This is a genomic window from Methanosphaera sp. A6 (genome assembly GCF_001729395.1).
Lineage (GTDB): Archaea > Methanobacteriota > Methanobacteria > Methanobacteriales > Methanobacteriaceae > Methanosphaera > Methanosphaera stadtmanae.
On sequence record NZ_MAIF01000141.1, the window covers coordinates 1 to 23543 of the forward strand.

A 23543-nucleotide genomic window follows, 5' to 3' on the forward strand; every position below is an offset into this window, starting at 1 on the left:
GATTTATTATACTAATTAATATACCCAAATAATCAAAAAATATTCTATTCCCATATCCACCTAAATGACATATTAAAAGAAATAACATCAATATACTCATTAAATTTTATATATTCACTATTGGCAATTTTCCAAATAATCCATATCAAAATCTGTTTGTTTTATTTTACGTATAATTTTACAACTACTATCTAATTCAAATTTTTTATAATCATTTATTTTAACAACTTTTATGTCTAATCCCTTTTTTAGAAGAGATTTGTGTAATGAGTCTGGATTGAAGTTTTGATCAGGACCTATCGTTATTATGTCTGGCTTTTTTTCTTTAACTATTTTAAAAGGATCTTTTTCATCCCCAACATATGCTTCATCAACACCTTTTAACATAGATACCATTTCACACCGTTGTTTTTCACCCACAATAGGTACTCGTTTATGATTTTTAACTGTTTTATCTGTTGCAACAACAACCATTAAAATTGCATTATCTCCACCAAGTTTTTTTGATTCTGATAAGTAAAAACCATGACCTGGATGTATTATATCAAATGTTCCTGAAGCCATAACTTTAATTTAAATACCCCCTAATCTATTTTTGATATTTTAAAGCATCTTCTAATGTTATTAATCCTTTGTATAATGCAGAACCAATTACAACATAATCTACTCCAATATCTGATAAAACTTTTAAATCATCAACAGAAGTTATACCACCAGAATATATTATTGGAATAGAGACATTATTTAATAATTCTTTTATAGGTTCAAGATTTATTCCATTTAATAACCCTTCAACATCCACATTTGTAAATAGTATTGAACCTGCACCCATTTTTTCAAATAATTTAGCATATTCAATTGGTGTTTTATCTGTAGATTCTTTCCAGCCATGTGTTACTACTTTGTTGTTTTTACTATCTAAAGAAACACAGATTCTTTCACAACCATATTCACTAGATAATTCCTTGATTATTTCTGGATTTTTAATTGCCATTGTACCTATTATTACAGTGTTAACTCCAATTTCAAGTAATTTCTTTGCATCACTAACGGATCTTATTCCTCCACCCAATTGAATAGGAGACTTTGTTTTTTCTATTATTTCTTTGACTATTGAAAGATTTCTTCCACTACCTAGTGCACCATCTAAATCAACAATATGTAATTTTTTTGCTCCCTTTTGTTCCCATTGTTTTGCTACTTCTGCAGGATTTTCAATTACTACTTGTTCTGTTCCAGGTTCTCCTTGTACTAACTGTACACATTTCCCATTTTTAATATCTACTGCTGGTATTATAATCATTATATTCAACTCATTTTTTTATAAAAAAGTTCTAATTATTTTAAATTTATATGTTTAATATATTATGTTATTAACGTTTAATATGTTGATAAAAAACTTAAAGAATATTTTACATATACATATATAGAAAAAATAAGTAGAGTTTGTTATTATATGAGACGAGTTGCATTAAAAATAGCTTATATTGGTTCTAATTTTCATGGATACCAAAGACAACCAAATTATAGAACAGTTGAAGGTGAATTACTTAGAGTTTTTAAGGAAACAAATATTATTGAAGATACATGGACTGCCCATTATTCTGTAGCTGGTAGAACAGATAAGGGAGTTCATTCTACTGGAAATGTTATTTCATTTATTACAGATGAAGATATTCATATAAATCAATTAAATGGCCTATTACCTGATGATATAAAGATTATTGGAGAAGCTCGTGTTCCATATGGTTTTAAGGTTAGATTTCCCCTAACTAGAACATACACATATATTCAACCCATTAGTCCCTTTGAAAAGAAGAATTTAGATATTACTAAGATGCATGTTGCAATGGAATCTTTTATTGGAAAACATAATTTTAGAAATTTTTCTAAAAGAAATGAAAAAAATCCCAATAGAAAAATAATTGATGTTAATCTAGAAGTAGACGAAGATGTTCTTATATTTACTATTGTAGGTGAGAGTTTTCTTTGGAATATGGTTCGTAAAATGGTTACATCCATTATGGAAGTTGGTTATGGTAAACTAGATATTAATGATATTAATGAATTATTAAAACCTAAAGAATTAAGACAATTTATTAGATTACAACCAGCACCTGCTAATGGATTAATATTAAGTGACATGGAGTATAAAAATATTAAATTTAAGGATTCGGAATATGCAAAAAACAAACTTGTTGAATTTTTAAAAAAGGAATATATGTTACATGAACAGGAAAAAAAGGCTGATTGTAGGTTAATTAAAATATTGAAAAAATAATTTAAGTGTTTATTATGAAAGTACTTGTATTTGAGTATTCAACTGTAATATTTGAGGATAATCTTATATCAGAGGGACTTAACATGTTAAAAAGTCTTCTCTCTGATTTAGATGGTATAAAAGAGTATGATGTTACATATCTTCTCAATAAAAATTTAAAAATAGACATATATCCCCATTCTAATGTTATTTATATTGATTGTGATTTATGTGAGTGGTTAGATAATAATTGTTCTAATTATGATTGTTGTATTTTTATTGCTCCTGAGGATGATTTAATTCAGTACAACATTACTTGTATCTTAGAAAAAAATGATGTTTTTTTAATTGGACCAACAAGTAATGCTTCCTATATATGTAGTAGCAAATATAAAACATACATGGAAGTTCCATCGAATATAAGAAAAATACCATCGTTTAAAATAGATGTTTCAATGACAGATTATGATTATATCAATAAACACATAGATTTAAAAGATAGTATAATTAAACCTGATGATAAAACATCATCTAATCTAATATACCACATACATAACACAGAAGAATTAAAAAAAATAATTACAACATATGAAGAACATTCCATAAAAACTGCAATAATACAACAATACATAGTTGGAACACCCATCAGTATAAGTGCAATATGTAATAACAAATACATTAAATGTATCAGTATTAATTCACAGGAAATTACTGAGAGTAAAAATCAGATAAAATACATGGGTTGTAAAACTCCCATAGAACATCCACTTAAAGAAAGAATCATTGATATTTCAAAAGATATTATAAAAAGTATCAATGGTTTATATGGATTTATTGGTATTGATTATATTATAAGTAAGAATGAAATATATTTTGTTGAAATAAATTCACGCATTACAACTCCATATATAGTACTGCATAATATTGTTAATGTAAATTTAACACAAACAATAATAGAACTTCTATTGGCTGATAAAAAAAGAGAAATTACAATAAATAATAATGGAACATTCTATAAATAACAAAAAAGTAATGAAGATGAAACTATGAAAATAATGGGATTAGATATTGGTGGAGCAAATACAGATTGTGCTATCATAGAAATAAACGATGAAAAACAAATAAAATCTATTAAAAAATCAAAAGAATATCTTCCAATGTGGATTGAAAATGATAAATTACCAGAATGTCTTTTAAAACTATCACAAGATGATTTAGATAGTATTGATGTAGTTTGTGTAACAATGACTGCAGAATTAGCAGATTCATATGAGAGTAAAACAGAAGGTGTTCTAGACATATCTAAAAAAGTAATGACTATATTTAATGATAAAATAGTTAAATTTGTAACATTTGATGGACTTAAATCATATGATGATATTCTTGAAAATCCATTAAATGCAGCTGCAGCTAACTGGGTAGGTACATCCAATGCAATAAAATACATAAAAAATAACTGTATTTTTATGGATATGGGTACAACTACAACAGATATTATTCCAATAATAAATAAACAAAACATTGCAAAACATACAGATGTTGAAAGATTAGGTTCTGGTGAATTAGTGTATACAGGAATGTTACGTACAAATATTGCAACAATTGTTCATAGTATTCCTATATATAATATAGATACTTCTGTAAGTAGTGAATTATTTACAATAACAGCCGATGTTCATAGAATACTTGGAAATATTACCCAAGAAGAATATACATGCAATACTCCAGATAATAAGGATAAAGACATTGTTTCATGTAAAAGAAGATTAAGTAGACTTGTTTGTGCTGATTTAGACTCATTAACAGATGAAACAATCAACAACATGGCACAATACATATACAAAAAACAAGTAAATCAAGTATTAACGGGATTAATAAAAGTTGTTGAAAAAACTGGACTTGATACTGTAGTAATATCTGATTTTGGTCATGGAAATATTTGTAAAAATGCTGCAAAACAATTGGGATTAAATATTATTAATATTGATGAATATATTTCAAAAGAAGCCACAAGTATTATAACAACAATAGGCGCCATACAAATGTATGTGGAAGAATATATTTCACAAGATTTTCCATTAATACAATACATTTAAAAAAAAATGATTTGATTGAATCTAATCAATCCTTTTCTCATTATTTTTATTTCTTAATACCATACATCTTTTAAATTAATCATATATGCAAACATATTTGCACCAAGATGTAAAAAGATACTTACAAGTATGATTATTACAATCATTTCCAAACTTAGACTAACAACTGTTGAAACAAATAATAATGAAACAACAACAAAGTCTAACTGATCTAGTAATGGTACTGGTTTTCCACGTTCAAAATTCAATCTTCTTTTTAAAAAGCTACCAATAGCATCACCAATAAGTGCACCAAAACCTAATAAAAAGCCAACCAATAATCCTTGAGGTACAAACCCAGACATGAATGTTATTTGTGAGGCAGTTATATTAAAAAAATAACTTCCAATACCATAAGTTGCTAGAAGTCCTAAAATACCTCCAATAACCATTCCAAACAAGCCACCACAAACAGTACCTCTCCATGTGACACCATTACCAATTAATCTACGATTATCCCAGCAATAATGACCAAAATCCATAGGAGTTCCACCACCAAACACTAATGCAGAACCATTAGCAAGATATGCTGGAATCATTAAATATATTGAATAAAAAATTAAAGTTAAAATATCCATAATAAACCTCAGAATTTTGTAATTATATTTATACTTATAATTTTACTATTATTATAATATATGTAATTTCCATAAATATAAGCAATATATAATTATACCTAATCAATATAATTAATAATGATTATTATAGTTAAATAAATACTTTAAATATAAAAAACAAATTATTATAATTAATAGAGAGAATTTAAAAAAAAAATAAAGGGGAGTGTTTAGAATATCAACAATTTCTAAAACTAAAAGCTTATGTCCAAACTGTTTAAAAATATTAGATGCTGAAGTTTATTCTGAAGATAATAAGATTTTTATTGAAAAAACATGCTCTGAACATGGAACTTTTAAAAATACCTATTGGCATGATGCTAAATTATTTGAAAAAACATTAGCCTATGAACCAGAACCACACAGATTAAAAAATCTTAAAGATGCTGAAAATGGAGAATGTCCATCTAATTGTGGATTATGTAACCAACATAAAAGTCAAACAATACTTGGTTTAATTGATGTGACAAATAGATGTAATCTAACCTGTCCAATATGTTTTGCTAATGCTGCTGCTTCTGGTACATTATATGAACCTACTCAAGATGAAATTAGAGGAATGCTTAAAAATTTAAGAAAAAATCAACCAGTTGCTACACCAGCAATACAATTTTCTGGAGGAGAACCTACTGTTCGAAGTGATATTGTAGAACTCATTAAAATAGCTAAAGAAGAAGGATTTACACATACTCAAATTGCAACAAATGGAATTGAACTTGCTAACAATGAAAATTTAGCTAAAGAACTTAAAGATGTAGGACTAAATACTGTTTATTTACAATTTGATGGAGTTACTGAAGAACCATACATAAAAACTAGAAATGCTAATATTCTAGATAAAAAAATAGAAGCTATTGAAAATTGTAGAAAAGTAGGACTTGGTGTTGTATTAGTACCTACACTTGTTAAAGGAATAAATGATGATCAAATTGGAGATATTATTCAATTTGCATTGGATAATATTGATGTTATTCGTGGAGTTAACTTCCAACCAGTATCATTTGCAGGACGTACACCCTCTGATAAAGTAGAACAACAACGTATAACAATTGATGATCTTGTCAATGATGTTGAAAAACAAACAAATGGAAAAATTAAAAAAGAAGCATTCTATCCTGCAGCTACTGTAGCTCCAATTTCTGAATTAATTGCTGCTATGAATAATGAAGAAGATGAAGTTACATTAACCTGTCATGAACATTGTGGTGTTGGAACTTATGTATTTAAGGAAGATAATGGTGAAATAATTCCTATCACAGACTTTATTAACGTTGATAAATTCATGAAATTAATTGAAGATAGTATTCCAGGTATTGAGAAAAACACAAAATACTCAAAAACAAAAACACTAGCTAAAGCTCTAAAAAATCTACCTAAAACTATTGATACTGATGAAACACCAAGCTATATAGATATTATTGATTTATTAAAAAATATATTCATAAAACAAGATTATCTTGCATTAGGTGATTTCCATATGAATGCTCTACTTATATCCTGTATGCACTTTATGGATCCATTTAACTTTGATCAAGATAGAGTAAGTCGATGTGTAATTCATTATGCTACACCAGATGGTAGAATTATCCCATTTTGTTCAATGAACAATATTTACAGAGAAAGTGTAGAATCTAAATTTAACATACCTTTAAATTCAGATAGAGCTAGAGAAATTATCAAAAACATTAATAAAGCCAAAAAAGAACATTGAAATTAAAATCCAATTCTTTTAATATCTTTTTTTAAAATTTATAAAATTAATGACTTTTAGATAACCTTAAATAATCAACATAATATTTTTCAAAAAGAATAAAATAAATAAAATTAATGATTTAAAAAAAAATTAGAAAGTTTTAAATAAAAACAATATTATATTACTTAACATAAATAGAGTATTTAAAAGATAATAAATCATAACATATACTGTATTTCTAAAAAAAAATAAGAAATATCTTCAAAAAAAATTTTATGAAATACCACTTTTATGTTATACTATTAAAAAAATACAACAATAGATAAATTTTTTTATTTAATATTGAAAAGGAGGTAACTATATATGTCCGAATTACCCTTAACACCATTAGGTAGAATTATAAAAAACGGTGGTGCAGAAAGAGTAAGTGAAGATGCTAAAGTTGAATTATCTGCATTTTTAGAAGATACTGCAGAAGAACTTGCTAAATTAGCATTAAATAATGCTGAAGAAAATGGAAGAAAAACTTTAAAAGCAGAAGATATAAGTATCGCTTACAAAGAATTATAAGTAAAATAAATACTTATTTATTTTCTATAAATTTTTTTTTGAAGTTATTAAACTCATTATCAGACATAGAAACATTTTTAAAAAATATCTCACTTTTCTCAATTATTTTAAAAGCAATAACTTCATAATCTAGACTTAAAAATCCACTACCAATAACATCCACATCTAATTTTACATAGGGATATATCTTTCTATTATTGATTATTATAGGATCAATAAAATATTTTTTAGTAATTGACATTTAATCACCTACGTGCGATTTTAATTATTTTTATTATTAATTTTAATATATTTATACTTGTAATTATCTTGAATATTATTCGTAGTATATTCATTATTATAATATCAAATGAAACTTCACAATCAAAATTAACAACAGCCTTATTTATAACAGGTGTTATTAGAATATGAATATCAAAAGGATATAATGGTGCTGTTATAGCCCATAAAATATTACAAATCTTTATTGTTAAATTATTATTTTTCAAACCAAAATCTAATTTAATGTTACTTTCCTTAAATTTACATAAAGTTACAATTAAAACTACAATTTTATATAAATCTGATGTAGATGCTTTTAGTGTTGGATATATTTCTTTAGCATTTTCTAATAAATTACTTGAAAATTCATCTTCATATTCATCAGTGTTATCTTCCCCTTTATCCTCATCACCATCATTATTATCATTAGAATTATTTTCATCTATAGAATCTAAATTTATAGTTCTAAGTAGAAAATTCCTTGATTTCCATATTACAAACACATCTAAAGCTTTCTTTTCAAAAACATATCTTAACTTTAAAAAATAATGTGTAATTATTATTTCACCATTCAAAGCTTGATTATTTCTATGAAATGATAAATATACACCCAATGGCTTCAAAAAGAATATGAATATTAATAAAATTACAATTAATAACAACATAAATATAATTTGAAGAATCATAAATTTAGCCCTAGAAATTACTTAAAAAAATATTTAAAAAAAATTAAAAGAATACTTAATTAGTATCTTTTTTCTGAGTAGATTTAGTACTTTCAGTACTTTTTGGTTTTATTTTAGTTTTGATTTTATTAATATTAGTTTCACTAGATTTACCTTCATCAGATTTACCTGATTTATTTCCTAAAAATCCTGTTAAAGCTTTTCCTGCACCTAAAAGTAAATCTTCAAGTGGAGTTCCCATGTTATCTAATGGTAATATTTCAACACCCTCTGGTCCCGGAACATCATTATATACTACAAGCAATGCTATAGGATCAATAGAACCTCCACCACCAGCCCCACCTAAAGCAGAATCTTCATCTTTTTTAGCATTAGAAGCTACACCTACACCAAAACCTAGTGCTGTTTTTGAGATAGGAATAATAATTCTATCACCAGCAGGTATTGGATTACCTGCAATACTATTAGCATTCATAAGTTTTTGAATTTGACTTATGGTTTTTTCTATTGTGCTATCTAAATCCATACTAATCTCCTTTTAAATTGTTTTATTATTCATTTAGAATATAGTAATTAATCTATAATAACTTCTTTAAATAATCATGGATAGAAAAGTATATATAATAGAGAATAAATAATTTATAAATAAGTATTGAAAAATATATTTCTGGGCCGGTGGTCTAGAGGTATGATACCTCCTTGACGTGGAGGGGATCACGAGTTCGAATCTCGTTCGGCCCATATTAAATTCTAATTTTAATTGCCGTGGTAGTTCAGTTGGGAGAACGCCAGACTGAAGATCTGGATGTCGCTGGTTCAAGTCCGGCCCACGGCATATTTTAAATAATATTACTATTTCTAACATTAAAAAAAATAATTTAATTAAGTCTATAGTATAAAGTGTATTAGTATGCACACATTTAAAAAAGCTATTTTAATAATTCTACAAAAAAAGATAAATAGATTAATAGCAGTTTTTATCTGCCAAAAAATCTTCCAATTATTTTATGAACAATAAATTGTGCAACTAATCCACCAATTCCAGTTATTATAGCACACAATACCATTGATGGTATAATTACTAATATATCAGTAGTTGTTATTATTGTGATTAATCCAATAATAAGTCCAAGTAATCCTGATAACATGAATGAATCTTTATATTTCATTTTTGGTAATATGAAAATTGAAAGAAAACCTGAAACAAATAGTGCCACTATTAACACAATCATCATCATATTAAAATGTTGCATAATAAATGCCATAGAATCTGTTGGTAGTGGACCATCACCTATAATTAAACCAAGTCCAATCATAACAACAAAGAAAAAATCAATTATTCCAAGTATTAAAGCTAATATTCTATAAAGCCAATTATTTGAAATTGATTGTTGATAATTATCAGACATGTTTGTCATTTGCATCTGATTCAAATTTAAACTATTTTTATACTTATTTAAACTATCTAAATCATATTGATACTTAAAACTTGTAGATCCACAGAATAGGCAAGCACCAGTTTCACGTGGATTCAATGATTTACATTTAGCACATATTTTATGGTATGCTATTTTTGGTACTTCTACATCATTTAATATAAATTGTAAGTCACGATTATCAGCTGCAAATTCAAGGGTATGTCCACAATTTTCACATTTATCAAAGACTAATGGAGTATTTTCCTTAACCTCAATAACTCTTTTACAATTTCGACATACTATATAATTCATAATATCAAATCTTTTCTATTTTTTTATTTATTTACTCTTTTAATTAATTATACATATTATATTCTTTGTGCTAAGAGATATGTTCTTTTACCTTCAATTATTTTTACATCCATAAATGAACCAATTTCAGCTTCATCCACTATTACATTTTTATATGAATCAGTGTAGCCAACATATCCACCAGAGGATCCCTTAGATGTAATTAAAACATTTTGAATGGTATTTTCATATTCTTTATTTTTCTCTAGCATGACCTCTGTTTTTACTTGATTTACTCTATGTGATCTATTCTTCATAATATTATGATCAATTTCTTTAAGATGATTTGATTTTGCACCAGGCCTGTGCATATACTTTGATATATGTACAATATCAGGTTTTATTTCTTTAAGTAATTCTAGTGTTTGATTAAAGTCTTCTTCAGTTTCTGTTGGATAACCAACTATAATATCAGTGGCAAGAGACATTTGAGGAATTTCTTTTCTAAATTCATTAAGTATGTATTTATATTCATCTAGTGTATGTTTTCTATTCATTTCTTTTAATACCTTAGGACTACCTGATTGTATTGGTAGATGTACAAAGTTAAATATCTTATCATTATTTTTAAATGCATCTATTACTTCATGTAATTGATTTTTAATACTTTGTGGATTCATCATACCTACACGAATACGAAAATCACCCTCAATTGCACCTAACTTATTTAGTAAATCAGCAAAGGATTCACCAGTATCCATACCAAAACATGCAGTATCCTGAGCAGTGACTTGTAATTCTTTACAGCCATGTTCAACTGCATCTTTTGCTTCCTCAACAATAACATCAATTGGATAACTTATTAAAAAACCACGAGCTATTCTTGTACAACAAAAGGTACATTGACCATTACATCCTTCACAAATTTGAAGAATATGAACCAAACTTTCAGAATTTTTTTTACCCTTACCAGCTTTAATAGCCCTAGTTTTTCCATATTCATGTACTACTTCACCATTTATTGCTTTTTCAACCACCTCATCCACTTTATCAAGTTTATGTGGTCCAATCCAGCAATCATCACCAGCAAATTTTTCAAGTCTCTTATCATCAACTTCAACCATACATCCCCCAATAATTAATTTCTTATCTGGAAACTCGGTTTTATATTTACGAATTTTAGTAATCATCTTCTGTTCAGTAGGAAGTTTTACATAACATGTATTTAGTATAATTACATCAGCTTCTTCTACATCATAAACAATATCATACTTCTTAGCTAAGATATTAGCCATAATATCAGTATCTGCTTGATTAAATGTACATCCATGTGTTTCTAAATATATTTTCATGTTATCACAAAAAATATTAAATTTTAATTATAATCTTTTTCTTTAATTGTTGTTTTAATAACATACTCAGATAAATCATATTTAACTTTAGATTTATCATTACGTGGTAATAACCTACCATATACTCTTTTAATTACCTTAGCATAAGCAAAACCCGTTCTCATATTTCTTTCCAATGTTTTAAAAGCATATATTCTAAATTTTAAACCATTAACTTCCCCAACATCATCTATAGCAAAGGTAAATTCCCTTTCAATTTCAATTTTATGAGATAAAACAGTACCATGATTATCTATTGATAAACCTATACGTGCAGGTGTATCTAATGATTTTGCCCATATTGTTTTAATATCAATAACAGGACATTCATAACATCTATTTCCCTCATTATTTTCAATAGAAGTCACTTCCACATCCTTACCATCAAGATATAATAAAGTACCCACTTCTAAATATTCATCAGAATATAAATCAATGGTAGTTTTCCATGATCTTTCAAATTCACTGATTATAACACGTACTTTCACTTCATGCGCTTCCTCTGGAGCAGTTTCATGATATATGTGTCCACATTCATCACATTTAACTAGTAATTGTCTATTATTTTTTCCATTAGCCTTTAATATTTCATATTCATCTTCACCACAAACTGGACAAACCATAACTATACCTCCTTCTTATTTTTTAAATATTGATTAACAAGACCACCATTTTCTAAAATATCCAACATTTCAGCATCAAATGGCTTAATTTTAAATGTTTTTTTAGTTGTTTCATTTATAATAATTCCATCTTCAATATTTACTTCTAAAATATCCCCTTCATCCACTTCAATATCTGCTGTTATAACAGGTAAGCCAATATTAATAGCATTTCTATAAAAAATTCTGGCAAATGATTTAGCTATTACTGCTGATACTCCTGCTGTCTTTATTGCAACTGGTGCCTGTTCCCTTGAAGATCCACAACCAAAATTCCATCCACCAACAATTATATCTCCCTTTCCAACTTTACTTGAAAATTCTGGATCTTCAGCTTCCATTACATGTGCTGCTAAATCTTCTGGATTAAATGTTCTTAAATATCTTCCAGCAATAATTACATCAGTATCTATACAATCTCTAAATGTCCATACTTTTCCTTTCATACTATCCATAAATCTTCCTCCTATCTTATTTTTGAACCTTCATTTTTTCCATTTGTAATTTTTATAAAACTATCATTACCCATTAAATCCTGAAGATCTTTTTTCATACTTTTAACATTCGTATCAGTTATACCAAAACATGTAGGACCAAATGAACTCATACCTGCACCTTCAATACCATTATCAAGCATGTATTCTATGATATTGTTAACTTTTTGTGATTGTAGATTCCGTTCTATTTTCTTAAATCCTATTGTTTGAATCTTATTTATAGCATCACCAAAACTTACAATGTCCTTTTCTAATACTGCTGGCATTAATTTCATTAAAGTAATATAACATATTCTTTCAACATCATGTAAATTTATTGGAGAATACTCTTGGAAAATATTAACTTCTCTACTTCCTGAAACTCCTTGATTAAAATTAGGTGTTGCAATTAATATATTCCAATCCTCTGGAAAATCATATCTTACTAAAAGTGGTGGTGGTGCTACATGCGATGCTGATGATGGAAGAAAATCCTTTTTAATATTTTTTTTATGTCCACCATCAATAATTAAACCACCATGATTAAAGGAATGTACTCCAATACCACTTGTTCCACCACGTTGTACTATCTTTGCTATTTCAAAAACATCTAAATCAACACCATTAATCTTAGCAACTAATTGTCCAGTTGAAAGTAGTAATTGTGTTCCCAATCCTAGACCATGATGTATTGGATAGATTTTTTTTACTCTAAATCTATAGGAATTATTAATTCCAAGATATTCCTGCATATTATTACAAGCAGTTAATATCTTTGATTTATATTCATCCACATAACTATATCTTGTGTCTTCAAATAATATTTCTGTTTGAGAATCATTGAAGTCACACTCTAATATTAATGATGGATTCTTTAGTGTTATACCAATACCACCATCAATTCTACCCTCAGATCCATTAAGATCAATTAATGATAAATGTAATCTTGCAGAAGTTTCTATTTCCAAAATAATACAACCTATAAAAAGTATGTTTTTAAATATTTTTAAACTATATTTATCTTTATGAATTATTATTTATACTATTTATTATTTTTTCAAGAATAGATAAATAAGTAATTTAATAAAAAGAGAATAATAAAAAGAAAAGGAATAATTAAATGAATTTAGACATGTATGGACCATCCTTATAATATCCAAATTTACGATAATAATCTCTTACACCAATTCCACTAATTATTAGCATTTTATTTTTATTATATTCATCTTTTGCTATTTTTTCAGCTTCTTCTAATAATTGGGCACCATAACCTTTATGTTGCCATAAATTATCATCATTTTTACCAATTTTCTGCATTTGTCCATAAACATGTAATTCTCTAATCAATGAACTTGAACTTGTAATTTCCTTCCTAAATACTCTATTGGATGGTATTCTTAAACGAGTAAATCCAATTAAAATATCATTTTCCACATCTTCTATAGATAAAAATATTTCATGTCCACCTACTACATCATAATCTGTTCTTAGTAATTCTATATTATTATAGTCAGGTTCTATTCCATGTGCCTTTTTATGACCTACCTCTCTACATCTAATACATTGACATTGAATATCCTCCTCTTCAAGACGATTATATACTAATTCTCCAAGATTTGATTTTTTAACTCCAGCATCAATTAATGTTGCTGGAATATCTCTTTGAATTCTCATTGTTCTAACCCATTTTGGTAGAATTTTTTTAACTTCAACTATTAAATCCACTGCTTGTTGAGATGTGTATGGTTCATATTCGCCCTTTTTCCACATATCATAGAATTCTGAGCCCTCTGTAACAAGACATGGATAGATTTTTAACATGTCTGGTGAAAATAATGGTTCATTAAATAAACGTTTAAACATGTTAACATCACTACTAAATGAAGATAAAAGTCCTGGCATCATATGCATGGCAACTTTTATTCCAGAATCTCGTAATAATTGATTTGCCTCTATTACATCTTGAATTTTATGACCTCTATCAACTCGTTTATATATATGATTATATAATGTTTGAACACCTAATTCAACACGTGTTACTCCAAATTGTAACATTCTATTAATATCTTCCATTTTAGCATAATCTGGTCTTGTTTCAAATGTTAATCCTATACATCTTACCTTTGAATGTTCATTATTTTTCTGTGCATCATGTATGTATTGGAAATCCTCTGGAGGTATTATTTTGATTTCCCTTTGATTTACTGGTATTTTCTTACTAACTGTTTCAAAATCATTCATTGCCCTTAAACATTGTGTTACAAACCATTCCTGATAATCAAGAGTACATGAAGCAAAGGTTCCGCCCATTATTATTAATTCCACCTTATCTATGGAATGACCAATATTTTTTAGTTGATATAATCTGTTGAATGTTTGAACATATGGATGAAAATGGAACATTCTTGCTCGTAAAGCTGCAGGTTCCTCACCAGTATAACTTGGAGGAGCAATGCTACTCTCAGGACAGTATTTACATCGTCCATGTGGACATTTATGTGGCCTACACATAACTGCTACTATTGCAACACCAGAAATTGTACGTGTTGGTTTTTTCATTAGAATTGGTCTTAAACTTTCTAATTCTTCTGGTTTTGCATACTGTAAAATTTTAGAATTACTCATGAAGCCACTTAATTTTAAGTCTCTACATGTTTGAATTTTAAGTTTTTCTAAATCCTTCTTTGTAGTTATATTTCTACTTAATGCTTCTTCTATTATTAATCTACACGCTTCCTGCATCTTTTATTCTCCTCCTTTTTATTAGTCATACAATTAAATTATTTATTTAAAAATTAATAAAACAAAAGATTATTTTAATAAGAAAATCAATATTATTATATAAAAAAAATTATTTAGAGGAACACTACATGAAAATATCGGAACTAATTGGTAAAAAAGTATTAGATGATAATGCTAATGAAATTGGTAAAATTCAAGATATTGATATTAATCTTAAAGAAAATACTATTTCTGAAATAACTATTAATCCTAATGAACTTAGTTTAAGAAAAGTTAATTTTAAAATAACTCCTGAAATGGTTTCTGAAGTAGGAGACTATTTATTATTGAACATATCTAAATCTGAAATTTCAAAGGATAATGAATCTAAAGAAGTTCCGGATGTAGAAGTAGTTAATCCAAGTGAATTAGAAGAAAGAAATACTTCTTAACTAATTCCTTATTTTTCTTATTTTTTATTTTTTCTTTGTAATGTTAATATTGCATTTTTAAATTCATTCCTAAATTCCATAACTTCACTTGTAGGTATGGAATAACTTACACGTATGTATCTATCTCCAAAGCGTTTACTTGTATAATTTCCTTCTCTTACAAAGATATTTTTTTCTTCTAGAAGATACTCTGATAGATCCTCTGGTTTAACACCAGTTTGTGAAATATCTATTACCATCATATTTGCATCTGATGGATATACTGGTAGAAAAGCACCAGGTGTTTCATCAACAGCTTCTTTAATAAGTTCTTGATTTTTGAAACATGTTTCTTTTATATCTTCAATCCATGATGATTTACTATGTAGTCCTGCTATACCTGCTTCTTGTGCTAATGAATTTGTTCCAAGATCGTTTATTACACTAGCTCTTATTGGTCTCATTAAATCTGGAGAACTAATTACTGCCCCTATTCTTAAACCTGCCATTCCAAATATTTTAGAAAAACTATATATTGTAATTGTATGTTCTGGAGCATATTTTGCAACAAGAGTATGATCTCTTGCAAAGTCTTTGTATGTTATATCATGTAATACAATTATATTATTTTCTTTTGCAATTTCTGCAATTTCTTTTATTTCATCCTTAGTATATGCTGTTCCTATTGGATTTAATGGATCAATTAATACAATTAATTTTGTTTCCATATCTATATTTTCTTTAATAAGTTCTGGTGTTAATTTATAACCACATTCCTCATTATATATTGGTACTTCCTTTACATGATTTCCAAATCTATTACAGAAGTTATTAATAATTAAATATCCTGGATCTGATGCTATTGTATTTGTTACATGATATAATGATGTACTTATAGCAAGATATAGAGATTCTGTTGCACTTGCAGTTACTTGTACATCAAATAAATTAGGATCTAATTCTAAATCTTTAAGAATTAATTCTTTAAGTTCTGGAAAACCTTCAGGTGGTGGATATTTACAATAATCTCTTTTTTTAGCTCCAGCAATTAATGCATCTTCTATACCTTTATCCTTTTGTAAATGATTAGTATTTTGTCCCATCCAAATTAAATCTTCTTTTTTATATAAGTAATCAAAGAATTCATTTATTGTGTTAAATCCACTTGGAACTCTTTTTTCCTTCTTTTTAAAAACCATAATTCTACTCCCTATTTCTTAATTATATAATTCCTCTATCAATAATCTCAAATTTTATTGATTGACCTGGTGCTTTAGTTTTATGTCTTTGTAATGTAGCTGTTCTTTTTAGAGAATCTACACTTTTTTCTATTTCAATTATTATTTTACTCCAATATTTTAAAACTGTACCACCAATAGGTTCTATTATTAAATCATCAGAATCAAATGGAGAATATATTTGATTAGTAATAACAATTGCTACGTTATATTCCCTACTTAATCTCAATAATTTTGCCATTAGCCGACCCAATCTCTTATTTATTTCTGAAGGATCTCCATCCTCTACCCTATACAATGCTACTATTGAATCTATTATTAACATATCAATAGATTTGTCTTTTTTTAATATGTCTTCAATATTTTGAATATCCAATATTTGTTCATCAAAGGATTTTGGCTCTAAAATATAAATATTCTTAGATATAGAACCAAAATCAGTTCCCGCTATTTGTTGTATTCTCTCTAAAGATAATCCACCTTCAGTATCCATATATATTGCCTTAGATCCATTTTTTGTAGCTTCATATAATATTTTCAATGCAATATTAGTTTTTCCAGAACCAGGAGGTCCATAAAACTGAGTAATACATCCTTTTTCTATACCTCCACCAAGAAGTTTATCCAGTGAAGAATTAGTAGGAATTAAAACAGATTCTGAAATGTCTGAAAGTGTCTTCAAAATAATATCTCCATAACCTTATTCATTTGGTAATAATTCTATAAGTTATTATATAAATAGTTAAATCATAGTTTTATAAAAAAAGAGTATCTACTTTTTACAAGCTCAAAATTTCATTAAAAAATTAATATATCAATACATTATTCTAGTCTTTGAATCATAAAAATAAAAAAAAAGAGGGGTTTAAGTTGAAGTATTTGTTTGAACATTTGTACCATTAGTACTTGAATTTGTTGTACTGTTGGCAGTTGTATTTGCATATTCAGATACATCCCATACACTTATTCCTGGTTCTGAATGTGTCATGTTGAATCTTGTCACATTTAATCCACTTTTAAGGTATAGTTTTGTGAATAATGATTCTTCTAAATGTGAATCAAATAATACTGTGAAATATGAACCATCGTTTTGATGTATAGCCATAATAGACATGTTACTGTTATTGTTAACTATTTTTTCTGTTAATTGATTGTTTTCTACAACAATTAATTTATGTGGTTTTAGTAATGTATTTCCAGTACCATCTGATAATTCTTTAGACATGCGTTGTTTATCTTCTAGTGTGGACATATTTAAACTTTTATTTAGTTTTGATTGATCCACATATGCAAATGTCATTGTACTACCATTTGTTTCATTGGTTGGTGAACTTACTCCTATAACACCATTATCCATACCTAATGTAAATTCTCTTCCATTAATGTTTTCAATATTACTTTGAGATGGATAATATGAGTAATGTGTTGAATTTTGGTTTTTAAAGTCCCATGAACCAAAGTATGACCACCATGCTGCTTTTGAAAGCATATCCGAACTTAATATTAAGTTTACAGGTTTTACTTTTGCAGGATGTGTTAAATCAAGTACTGAGTTAGCTTCTTGTTGTGATAAGCCATAAGTACCAGTTAATGCTGAATTTGCTTCTGTTCTATCCATTGGTAAAATTGCATTTAATATTTCTACAGTTTTTTCTGTATTATTTGTATATAAATCTAATGTATTAGATGCATCTTCTCCACTGTTTGCAAGCATTCTTAAAATACCTGCAGATTTTGCCTCATCTGTTGATGTTAGGGCATTACCTATCCAATAGGCTCTCATGTTATTCTGTGAACCCCCATCAAATACTACTTGACGGTCAGCAACTGCTGTGAATAGGTGACCAAAGTCCCACCAAGATGCAAGTACAGTGTCTTGTGATGTATTTGCTTTAATCCATGTTAATGTATTGTACATATCATCGTTTGTACTTCCCACAGCTTGGGAAGAAGCTAAATGATCTGCATATAATGGACTTACCACTGCTAACAATACAAGTATTGCTGCAATTAATGCTACATATGAATAATTTTCAGTTTTTAAATCGATATATTTAACCATGATTCCTACAAACAGACCAGATAACAGTGCTACTGGTACTGCAAATTGTTCTATAAACCTTGTACCTTGTGTTAACATTATTGCTATACCAAGAATCCAAAGTAATGTAAGAACATATAGGAATAAGTTATTATATTTTTCTTTTGATGTTAATTCATATCTTCCTGGTTTAAATACATCTTCATGATGCATAACTTCTTCAGCTTTTTTAGTTTTAGGAGTGTATCTCCTATTTCTAGGCTTTTTATCCTCAATTGTTTCTGTTTTTTCTTCAGTTTCGTCTTTTTTATCTTTGTTTACTGGTTTTTTTCTTAATACATATCCCATTAAGAATAATGCAGCAACTGCATATAATAATGAGAATAATCCACCACTTTGATTTGCTACATCAATAACTTGTGGAATTTGAAGTTCCCCTACAGATACATATACGTTAGGATATGCTGTACCTGCAGTTGCACTTTGTAAGCTTGTTGCTGAACCAAGAACAGTTGTAATTGATTCAAACATTGAAGAACCTACTGTTAATGCAAGAATAATTATTGATAGTATAATAAATACTACAAGTGGTAATGTTGCAGGATTGTTTTTAAGCCATTGCTTTTTATTTGATAAATCCTTTCCATCTTTTTTATCCATAATATAGCTAATAGGTATGAATAAAATCAATGTACCAAATGTTAATAATACCATGTATGTATATCCACTCCATGACAGAGCAAATAAACCTAGGAATAACGATGCTATTCCAGCATATAAACCCTTAAATAATGGTTTTGATGCATAAACACTTTCAGTTAGGAATACTACTATCATTAACGGCAATAGAACATTGAACATATCTGTATCAAAAAATCCACCATATGTGTGTGAGAAGTATGCTGGTGCTGCTCCTGCAATTACACCTGCTACTATTGCTCCCCAAGTATTTCCAGTAGCTCTTCTAACAATATAAAATGCTGGTAATACAGCCAGTGATCCTATAATTGGACCTAGCCAGAATGCTACCTGTGTTAAAGACACAGATCCAAACATATTAACGAATTTATATACTAAAGCTGCTAATATAACTATTACTGGTTGATAATTAACTTCACGACCATTAGGAGACGTTGACAACGAATCCCATGACGTTCCATTAACAACCGTATCACCAAGTTGTCCATTTTTTAAATAATTCTCAGTTAAACGATAATTATAATATGAGTCTATCTCAGTAAAATACGGCATTCCACTATCATCTTGATATAGTGCTTTTTGACTGGAATTGGTGATTCCTCCAAGATTAATTGTTTCTGCTCTAACTGCAAAAACTGCTAATACTAGTAATATCGCGATTATGAAAGGCGCTATTTTGATTGCTAAATTTTTATTGTCCATGTGTTAATTCTCCTTTTTTACCTCCAATATAGATAGAATAATAGGATACTATTTGTCAATTTTGATAAATTTCTTTAATTCAGATTATAAACTGTATCTAACGAGAATATTATTATATTAATTTAGATTATTCTTTTTATTACTACATGAAAAAATAAAGAATAACAATAGATTCTTTTTAAATAAATTCATGTATAAAACAAGATAAAAGCAAGTTATGTGATTAAATGAGTAAAGTATGGGAAAATTTTTCAGAGTACATTATAAATAACTATCAAGATAGTAAAAAAATCATTGAAGTAGGTGTGGGTAAAATAACAGAACCTAGTGACATACTAAAAAAACACTTACCTAACACAACAATTAATCTAGTGGATATATATCCCTGTAACAGTGATGTTATAAAGGATGATATTACAAACCCAACTGATAAAATCTATGAAGATGCTGATTTAATCTATTCAATAAGACCTCCTGAAGAATTACAACCTGATATACTTAAATTGTCTGATAAATATAATAGTGATGTTATTATTAAACCATTATTTACTGAAGAAATTAATTTTAATTTTCAACAAAGATTAAAATTAGTAAATTACAAACGTATGGCTTTTTATATTATGAAAAGAGAGTGAAATAACATATGACATGGGAAAAATTAACAAAATCCGAAGTAATATCGAAATTAAATACAACTGAAAACGGTTTAACTTCAGATAAAGCAACAAAAAACCTTGAAAAATATGGTAAAAATGCATTGAAAGAAAAAGAAAAAGAAAGTGAATTAAAAAAATTCATCTCACAATTCACAGAACCATTGATGATTCTTCTAATAATTGCAGGCATTATTGCTGCAGTTATTGGAGATGGTATAGATTCAGCAGTGATATTTCTAGTTGTTATACTCAATGCTGTGATTGGATACAAACAAGAAAATAAAGCAGAAAATGCAATGGAAAAACTAAAATCAATGACAAATAAAACAACCATTGTTTTAAGAGATAATCATAAACAAGAAATTAATGCTGAAGATTTAACTGTTGGTGATGCAGTAATACTTGAAGAAGGAGATAGTATTCCAGCAGATTTACGTTTAATAGAAACATATGATATTAAAGTAGATGAATCCTCATTAACTGGAGAATCACTACCTGTACATAAGGTGGATTGTGAAGTAACTGATGATTCACATGACAACATGGTGTTTATGAATACACAAGTTGTAAGTGGAAGAGCTAAAGGTCTTGTTACTTCAATAGGTATGAATACTGAAATTGGAAAAATAGCCTCTATGATTCAAGAAGAGGGAGATAAACAAACACCACTTGAAATTAAGATAGATAAACTTGGAAAAACTCTTGGATTACTTGCAATCATCATATGTGTAATTATATTTGTACTTGAATTGTTACAAGGACAACCTGTTGCAAACACATTTATGACAGCAGTATCACTAGCTGTTGCTGCTATTCCTGAAGGATTACCTGCAATATTAACATTAACATTAGCTCTTGGTATGCAAAAAATGGCTAAAAATAATGTTATTATTAGAAAATTATTAGCTGTTGAAACTTTAGGTTCTTGTTCTGTAGTATGTACTGATAAAACAGGAACATTAACACATAACAAACTCACAGTTACAGATTCATACACTACAGACAAAAATATGGCTTATATTATATCTGGATTATGTAATAATGCTAAAGTTGATAAAGATAAAAATACAAAAATTGGAGATCCAACAGACATATCTGCCCTTGAATATGCTATTAATAACAACTACAGTGATAATATAACACAAACAAGATTACATGAAATACCACTTGATAGTACAAGAAAAAGAATGACAACTATAAATAAAATCAATGGAAAAGAATATGTTCTAATAAAAGGTGCACCTGAAATACTTCTTAGTATGTGTAAATATATTAGAAAAGAAGATAAAGTAAGTGAAATCACAACTGAAGAAATTAAAACAATTGAAAAAATAGAAACTGAGTATACTGATAAAGCACTGCGAGTTCTTCTTCTTGCATACAAAGAGATTGATGATTATAGTAAATATTCTGCAGAAGAATTGGAAGAAGATTTAGTATTTGTTGGATTAATTGGAATGATGGATCCTCCAAGAAAAGAAGTATTTGATGCTATAAAAACTTGTACAAATGCTGGTATAACAGTAAAAATGATTACTGGTGACCATAAAAATACTGCTATGGCTATTGGTAAACAAGTAGGAATAGAAAATCCTGATAAATCTTTAACAGGACCTGAAATAGATAAATTATCAGATGAGGAATTTATGAAGGTTGTTAAAGATGTAAATATATATGCAAGAGTATTTCCAGAACAAAAAGTTAGAATTGTTAAAGCACTGAAAACAAATAATGAAATTGTTTCAATGACTGGTGATGGTGTAAATGATGCACCTGCATTAACTACTGCAAATATTGGTGTTGCAATGGGTTCAGGTACAGATGTAGCAAAAGAATCAGGGGACATGATACTTCAAGATGATAACTTCTCAACAATAATATATGCAATTAAAGAAGGACGTACAATATATTCTAATATAAAACGCTTCCTTAAATATCAGTTATCAACAAATATTGCAGCAATAATTACAATATTAACTACTACACTTCTATCACTGCCAATACCATTTAATCCTGTGCAACTTCTCTGGATAAATATAATAATGGATGGACCTCCTGCACAATCATTAGGAGTTGAACCTGCTGATGTGAATATCATGAATACTCCTCCAAATAATGAGGATATAGTATCTAAGGCAAATTTAATACATATTACATTAATTGGTATAGTAATGACTATTGGAACACTTGGATTATATTTATATGAAATGTCAATAGGTTCAAATCATACACTTGCAAGTACAATTGCATTTACTGTATTTGTAATGTATCAATTATTCAATGTATTTAATTGTAAATCAAAAAGTAAAGAGAAAAATAACACATTAAAATATGCTGTCATAGGATCATTTATATTACAATTACTAGTAATATACATACCATTCCTACAAACCATATTTAAAACAACAGCTATTCCAATTATGTCCTGGATTCCTATAATTATAGTTTCAGCTTTAATTATAGTTGCAGAAAGGATTATTAGATTATTTGAAAAAAAAGTAATTTAAAATAATTCTTTTATATATTCCTTTTTTTAGAAAATTTTTATAAATATCATCAAATATCAATTAATATATCTAAAACTCATTTTTTTAA

23 protein-coding genes and 2 tRNA genes are annotated in these 23543 nt (G+C 27.7%); 10 read left to right on the forward strand and 15 right to left on the reverse strand.

Annotated elements, in window-relative coordinates:
- Positions 1–117: 117 nt before the first annotated feature.
- Complete coding sequence (locus tag A9758_RS05830) at positions 118–564, reverse strand: adenylyltransferase/cytidyltransferase family protein (protein ID WP_011405991.1); 447 nt, start codon at positions 562–564, stop codon at positions 118–120.
- Positions 565–589: 25 nt separating this feature from the next.
- Entirely contained in the window at positions 590–1303 is a 714-nt protein-coding gene (gene hisA / locus A9758_RS05835; RefSeq protein WP_011405990.1) for a 1-(5-phosphoribosyl)-5-[(5-phosphoribosylamino)methylideneamino]imidazole-4-carboxamide isomerase, read from the reverse strand.
- A 153-nt stretch (positions 1304–1456) separates the two neighbouring features.
- Here hisA and truA point away from each other — a divergent pair, with 153 nt between their 5' ends.
- The 3 genes from truA to A9758_RS05850 are packed head-to-tail and all read left to right on the forward strand — an operon-like array spanning position 1457 to position 4356.
- Positions 1457–2281: a tRNA pseudouridine(38-40) synthase TruA gene (gene truA, locus A9758_RS05840; protein ID WP_011405989.1), complete on the forward strand. Its 825-nt coding sequence runs from the start codon at positions 1457–1459 to the stop codon at positions 2279–2281.
- A gap of 14 nt (positions 2282–2295) precedes the next feature.
- Positions 2296–3282 carry an ATP-grasp domain-containing protein gene (locus A9758_RS05845; RefSeq protein WP_011405988.1) on the forward strand — a complete coding sequence of 329 codons (987 nt, stop codon included), beginning with the start codon at positions 2296–2298 and terminating at the stop codon, positions 3280–3282.
- Between the two features lie 24 nt (positions 3283–3306).
- The gene (locus tag A9758_RS05850) at positions 3307–4356 is read left to right on the forward strand and encodes a hydantoinase/oxoprolinase family protein (RefSeq protein WP_011405987.1); all 1050 of its coding nucleotides are present in this window, start codon (positions 3307–3309) and stop codon (positions 4354–4356) included.
- A 53-nt stretch (positions 4357–4409) separates the two neighbouring features.
- On the opposite strand, the gene A9758_RS05855 is transcribed toward A9758_RS05850, so the two are convergent.
- Complete coding sequence (locus A9758_RS05855; RefSeq protein WP_011405986.1) at positions 4410–4973, reverse strand: CDP-2,3-bis-(O-geranylgeranyl)-sn-glycerol synthase; 564 nt, start codon at positions 4971–4973, stop codon at positions 4410–4412.
- A gap of 205 nt (positions 4974–5178) precedes the next feature.
- Between A9758_RS05855 and tes the strand changes: the two genes are divergently transcribed.
- Both tes and A9758_RS05865 read left to right on the forward strand, forming a co-directional pair.
- Positions 5179–6723: a tetraether lipid synthase Tes gene (tes, locus tag A9758_RS05860; RefSeq protein ID WP_011405985.1), complete on the forward strand. Its 1545-nt coding sequence runs from the start codon at positions 5179–5181 to the stop codon at positions 6721–6723.
- A 345-nt stretch (positions 6724–7068) separates the two neighbouring features.
- Positions 7069–7275 (forward strand): histone family protein, encoded by a 207-nt coding sequence (locus A9758_RS05865; protein WP_011405984.1) that lies wholly within the window; start codon positions 7069–7071, stop codon positions 7273–7275.
- Positions 7276–7288: 13 nt separating this feature from the next.
- Here A9758_RS05865 and A9758_RS05870 read toward each other — a convergent pair whose 3' ends face one another.
- From A9758_RS05870 to A9758_RS05880, 3 genes are all read right to left on the reverse strand, one after another.
- The gene (locus A9758_RS05870) at positions 7289–7516 is read right to left on the reverse strand and encodes a hypothetical protein (protein ID WP_011405983.1); all 228 of its coding nucleotides are present in this window, start codon (positions 7514–7516) and stop codon (positions 7289–7291) included.
- A 4-nt stretch (positions 7517–7520) separates the two neighbouring features.
- Complete coding sequence (locus tag A9758_RS05875) at positions 7521–8039, reverse strand: DUF2953 domain-containing protein (RefSeq protein ID WP_158005522.1); 519 nt, start codon at positions 8037–8039, stop codon at positions 7521–7523.
- 238 nt (positions 8040–8277) lie between these two features.
- Positions 8278–8748, reverse strand: a complete 471-nt coding sequence (locus A9758_RS05880; protein WP_011405981.1) for a GerW family sporulation protein — start codon at positions 8746–8748, stop codon at positions 8278–8280.
- A 143-nt stretch (positions 8749–8891) separates the two neighbouring features.
- Here A9758_RS05880 and A9758_RS05885 point away from each other — a divergent pair.
- Positions 8892–8963 (forward strand) — tRNA-Val (locus A9758_RS05885).
- A gap of 21 nt (positions 8964–8984) precedes the next feature.
- Positions 8985–9057: transfer RNA gene (locus A9758_RS05890), tRNA-Phe, on the forward strand.
- Positions 9058–9199: 142 nt separating this feature from the next.
- Here the strand turns inward: A9758_RS05890 and A9758_RS05895 are convergent.
- The 6 genes from A9758_RS05895 to A9758_RS05920 form a co-directional block, all read right to left on the reverse strand.
- The gene (locus A9758_RS05895) at positions 9200–9952 is read right to left on the reverse strand and encodes a hypothetical protein (RefSeq protein ID WP_011405980.1); all 753 of its coding nucleotides are present in this window, start codon (positions 9950–9952) and stop codon (positions 9200–9202) included.
- 56 nt (positions 9953–10008) lie between these two features.
- On the reverse strand, positions 10009–11283 hold the full coding sequence (locus tag A9758_RS05900; protein ID WP_011405979.1) for a tRNA (N(6)-L-threonylcarbamoyladenosine(37)-C(2))-methylthiotransferase: 1275 nt from the start codon (positions 11281–11283) through the stop codon (positions 10009–10011).
- 23 nt (positions 11284–11306) lie between these two features.
- The gene (locus A9758_RS05905; RefSeq protein ID WP_011405978.1) at positions 11307–11945 is read right to left on the reverse strand and encodes an HVO_0476 family zinc finger protein; all 639 of its coding nucleotides are present in this window, start codon (positions 11943–11945) and stop codon (positions 11307–11309) included.
- A gap of 2 nt (positions 11946–11947) precedes the next feature.
- Positions 11948–12439: a homoaconitase small subunit gene (hacB, locus tag A9758_RS05910; protein ID WP_011405977.1), complete on the reverse strand. Its 492-nt coding sequence runs from the start codon at positions 12437–12439 to the stop codon at positions 11948–11950.
- A gap of 11 nt (positions 12440–12450) precedes the next feature.
- Positions 12451–13428: a beta-ribofuranosylaminobenzene 5'-phosphate synthase gene (locus A9758_RS05915; protein ID WP_011405976.1), complete on the reverse strand. Its 978-nt coding sequence runs from the start codon at positions 13426–13428 to the stop codon at positions 12451–12453.
- A 148-nt stretch (positions 13429–13576) separates the two neighbouring features.
- Positions 13577–15202 (reverse strand): tRNA uridine(34) 5-carboxymethylaminomethyl modification radical SAM/GNAT enzyme Elp3, encoded by a 1626-nt coding sequence (locus A9758_RS05920; RefSeq protein ID WP_011405975.1) that lies wholly within the window; start codon positions 15200–15202, stop codon positions 13577–13579.
- Between the two features lie 128 nt (positions 15203–15330).
- Here A9758_RS05920 and A9758_RS05925 point away from each other — a divergent pair, with 128 nt between their 5' ends.
- Complete coding sequence (locus tag A9758_RS05925; protein WP_011405974.1) at positions 15331–15633, forward strand: PRC-barrel domain-containing protein; 303 nt, start codon at positions 15331–15333, stop codon at positions 15631–15633.
- A 17-nt stretch (positions 15634–15650) separates the two neighbouring features.
- Here A9758_RS05925 and A9758_RS05930 read toward each other — a convergent pair whose 3' ends face one another.
- The 3 genes from A9758_RS05930 to A9758_RS05940 form a co-directional block, all read right to left on the reverse strand.
- Complete coding sequence (locus A9758_RS05930) at positions 15651–16811, reverse strand: pyridoxal phosphate-dependent aminotransferase (RefSeq protein WP_011405973.1); 1161 nt, start codon at positions 16809–16811, stop codon at positions 15651–15653.
- 22 nt (positions 16812–16833) lie between these two features.
- The gene (radB, locus tag A9758_RS05935; RefSeq protein WP_011405972.1) at positions 16834–17532 is read right to left on the reverse strand and encodes a DNA repair and recombination protein RadB; all 699 of its coding nucleotides are present in this window, start codon (positions 17530–17532) and stop codon (positions 16834–16836) included.
- A 183-nt stretch (positions 17533–17715) separates the two neighbouring features.
- Positions 17716–20292: an STT3 domain-containing protein gene (locus A9758_RS05940; protein WP_011405971.1), complete on the reverse strand. Its 2577-nt coding sequence runs from the start codon at positions 20290–20292 to the stop codon at positions 17716–17718.
- 227 nt (positions 20293–20519) lie between these two features.
- Between A9758_RS05940 and A9758_RS05945 the strand changes: the two genes are divergently transcribed.
- Positions 20520–20927, forward strand: a complete 408-nt coding sequence (locus A9758_RS05945) for a UPF0146 family protein (protein ID WP_011406783.1) — start codon at positions 20520–20522, stop codon at positions 20925–20927.
- An 8-nt stretch (positions 20928–20935) separates the two neighbouring features.
- Positions 20936–23455, forward strand: a complete 2520-nt coding sequence (locus A9758_RS05950; protein ID WP_011406784.1) for a calcium-translocating P-type ATPase, PMCA-type — start codon at positions 20936–20938, stop codon at positions 23453–23455.
- Positions 23456–23543 lie beyond the last annotated feature (88 nt).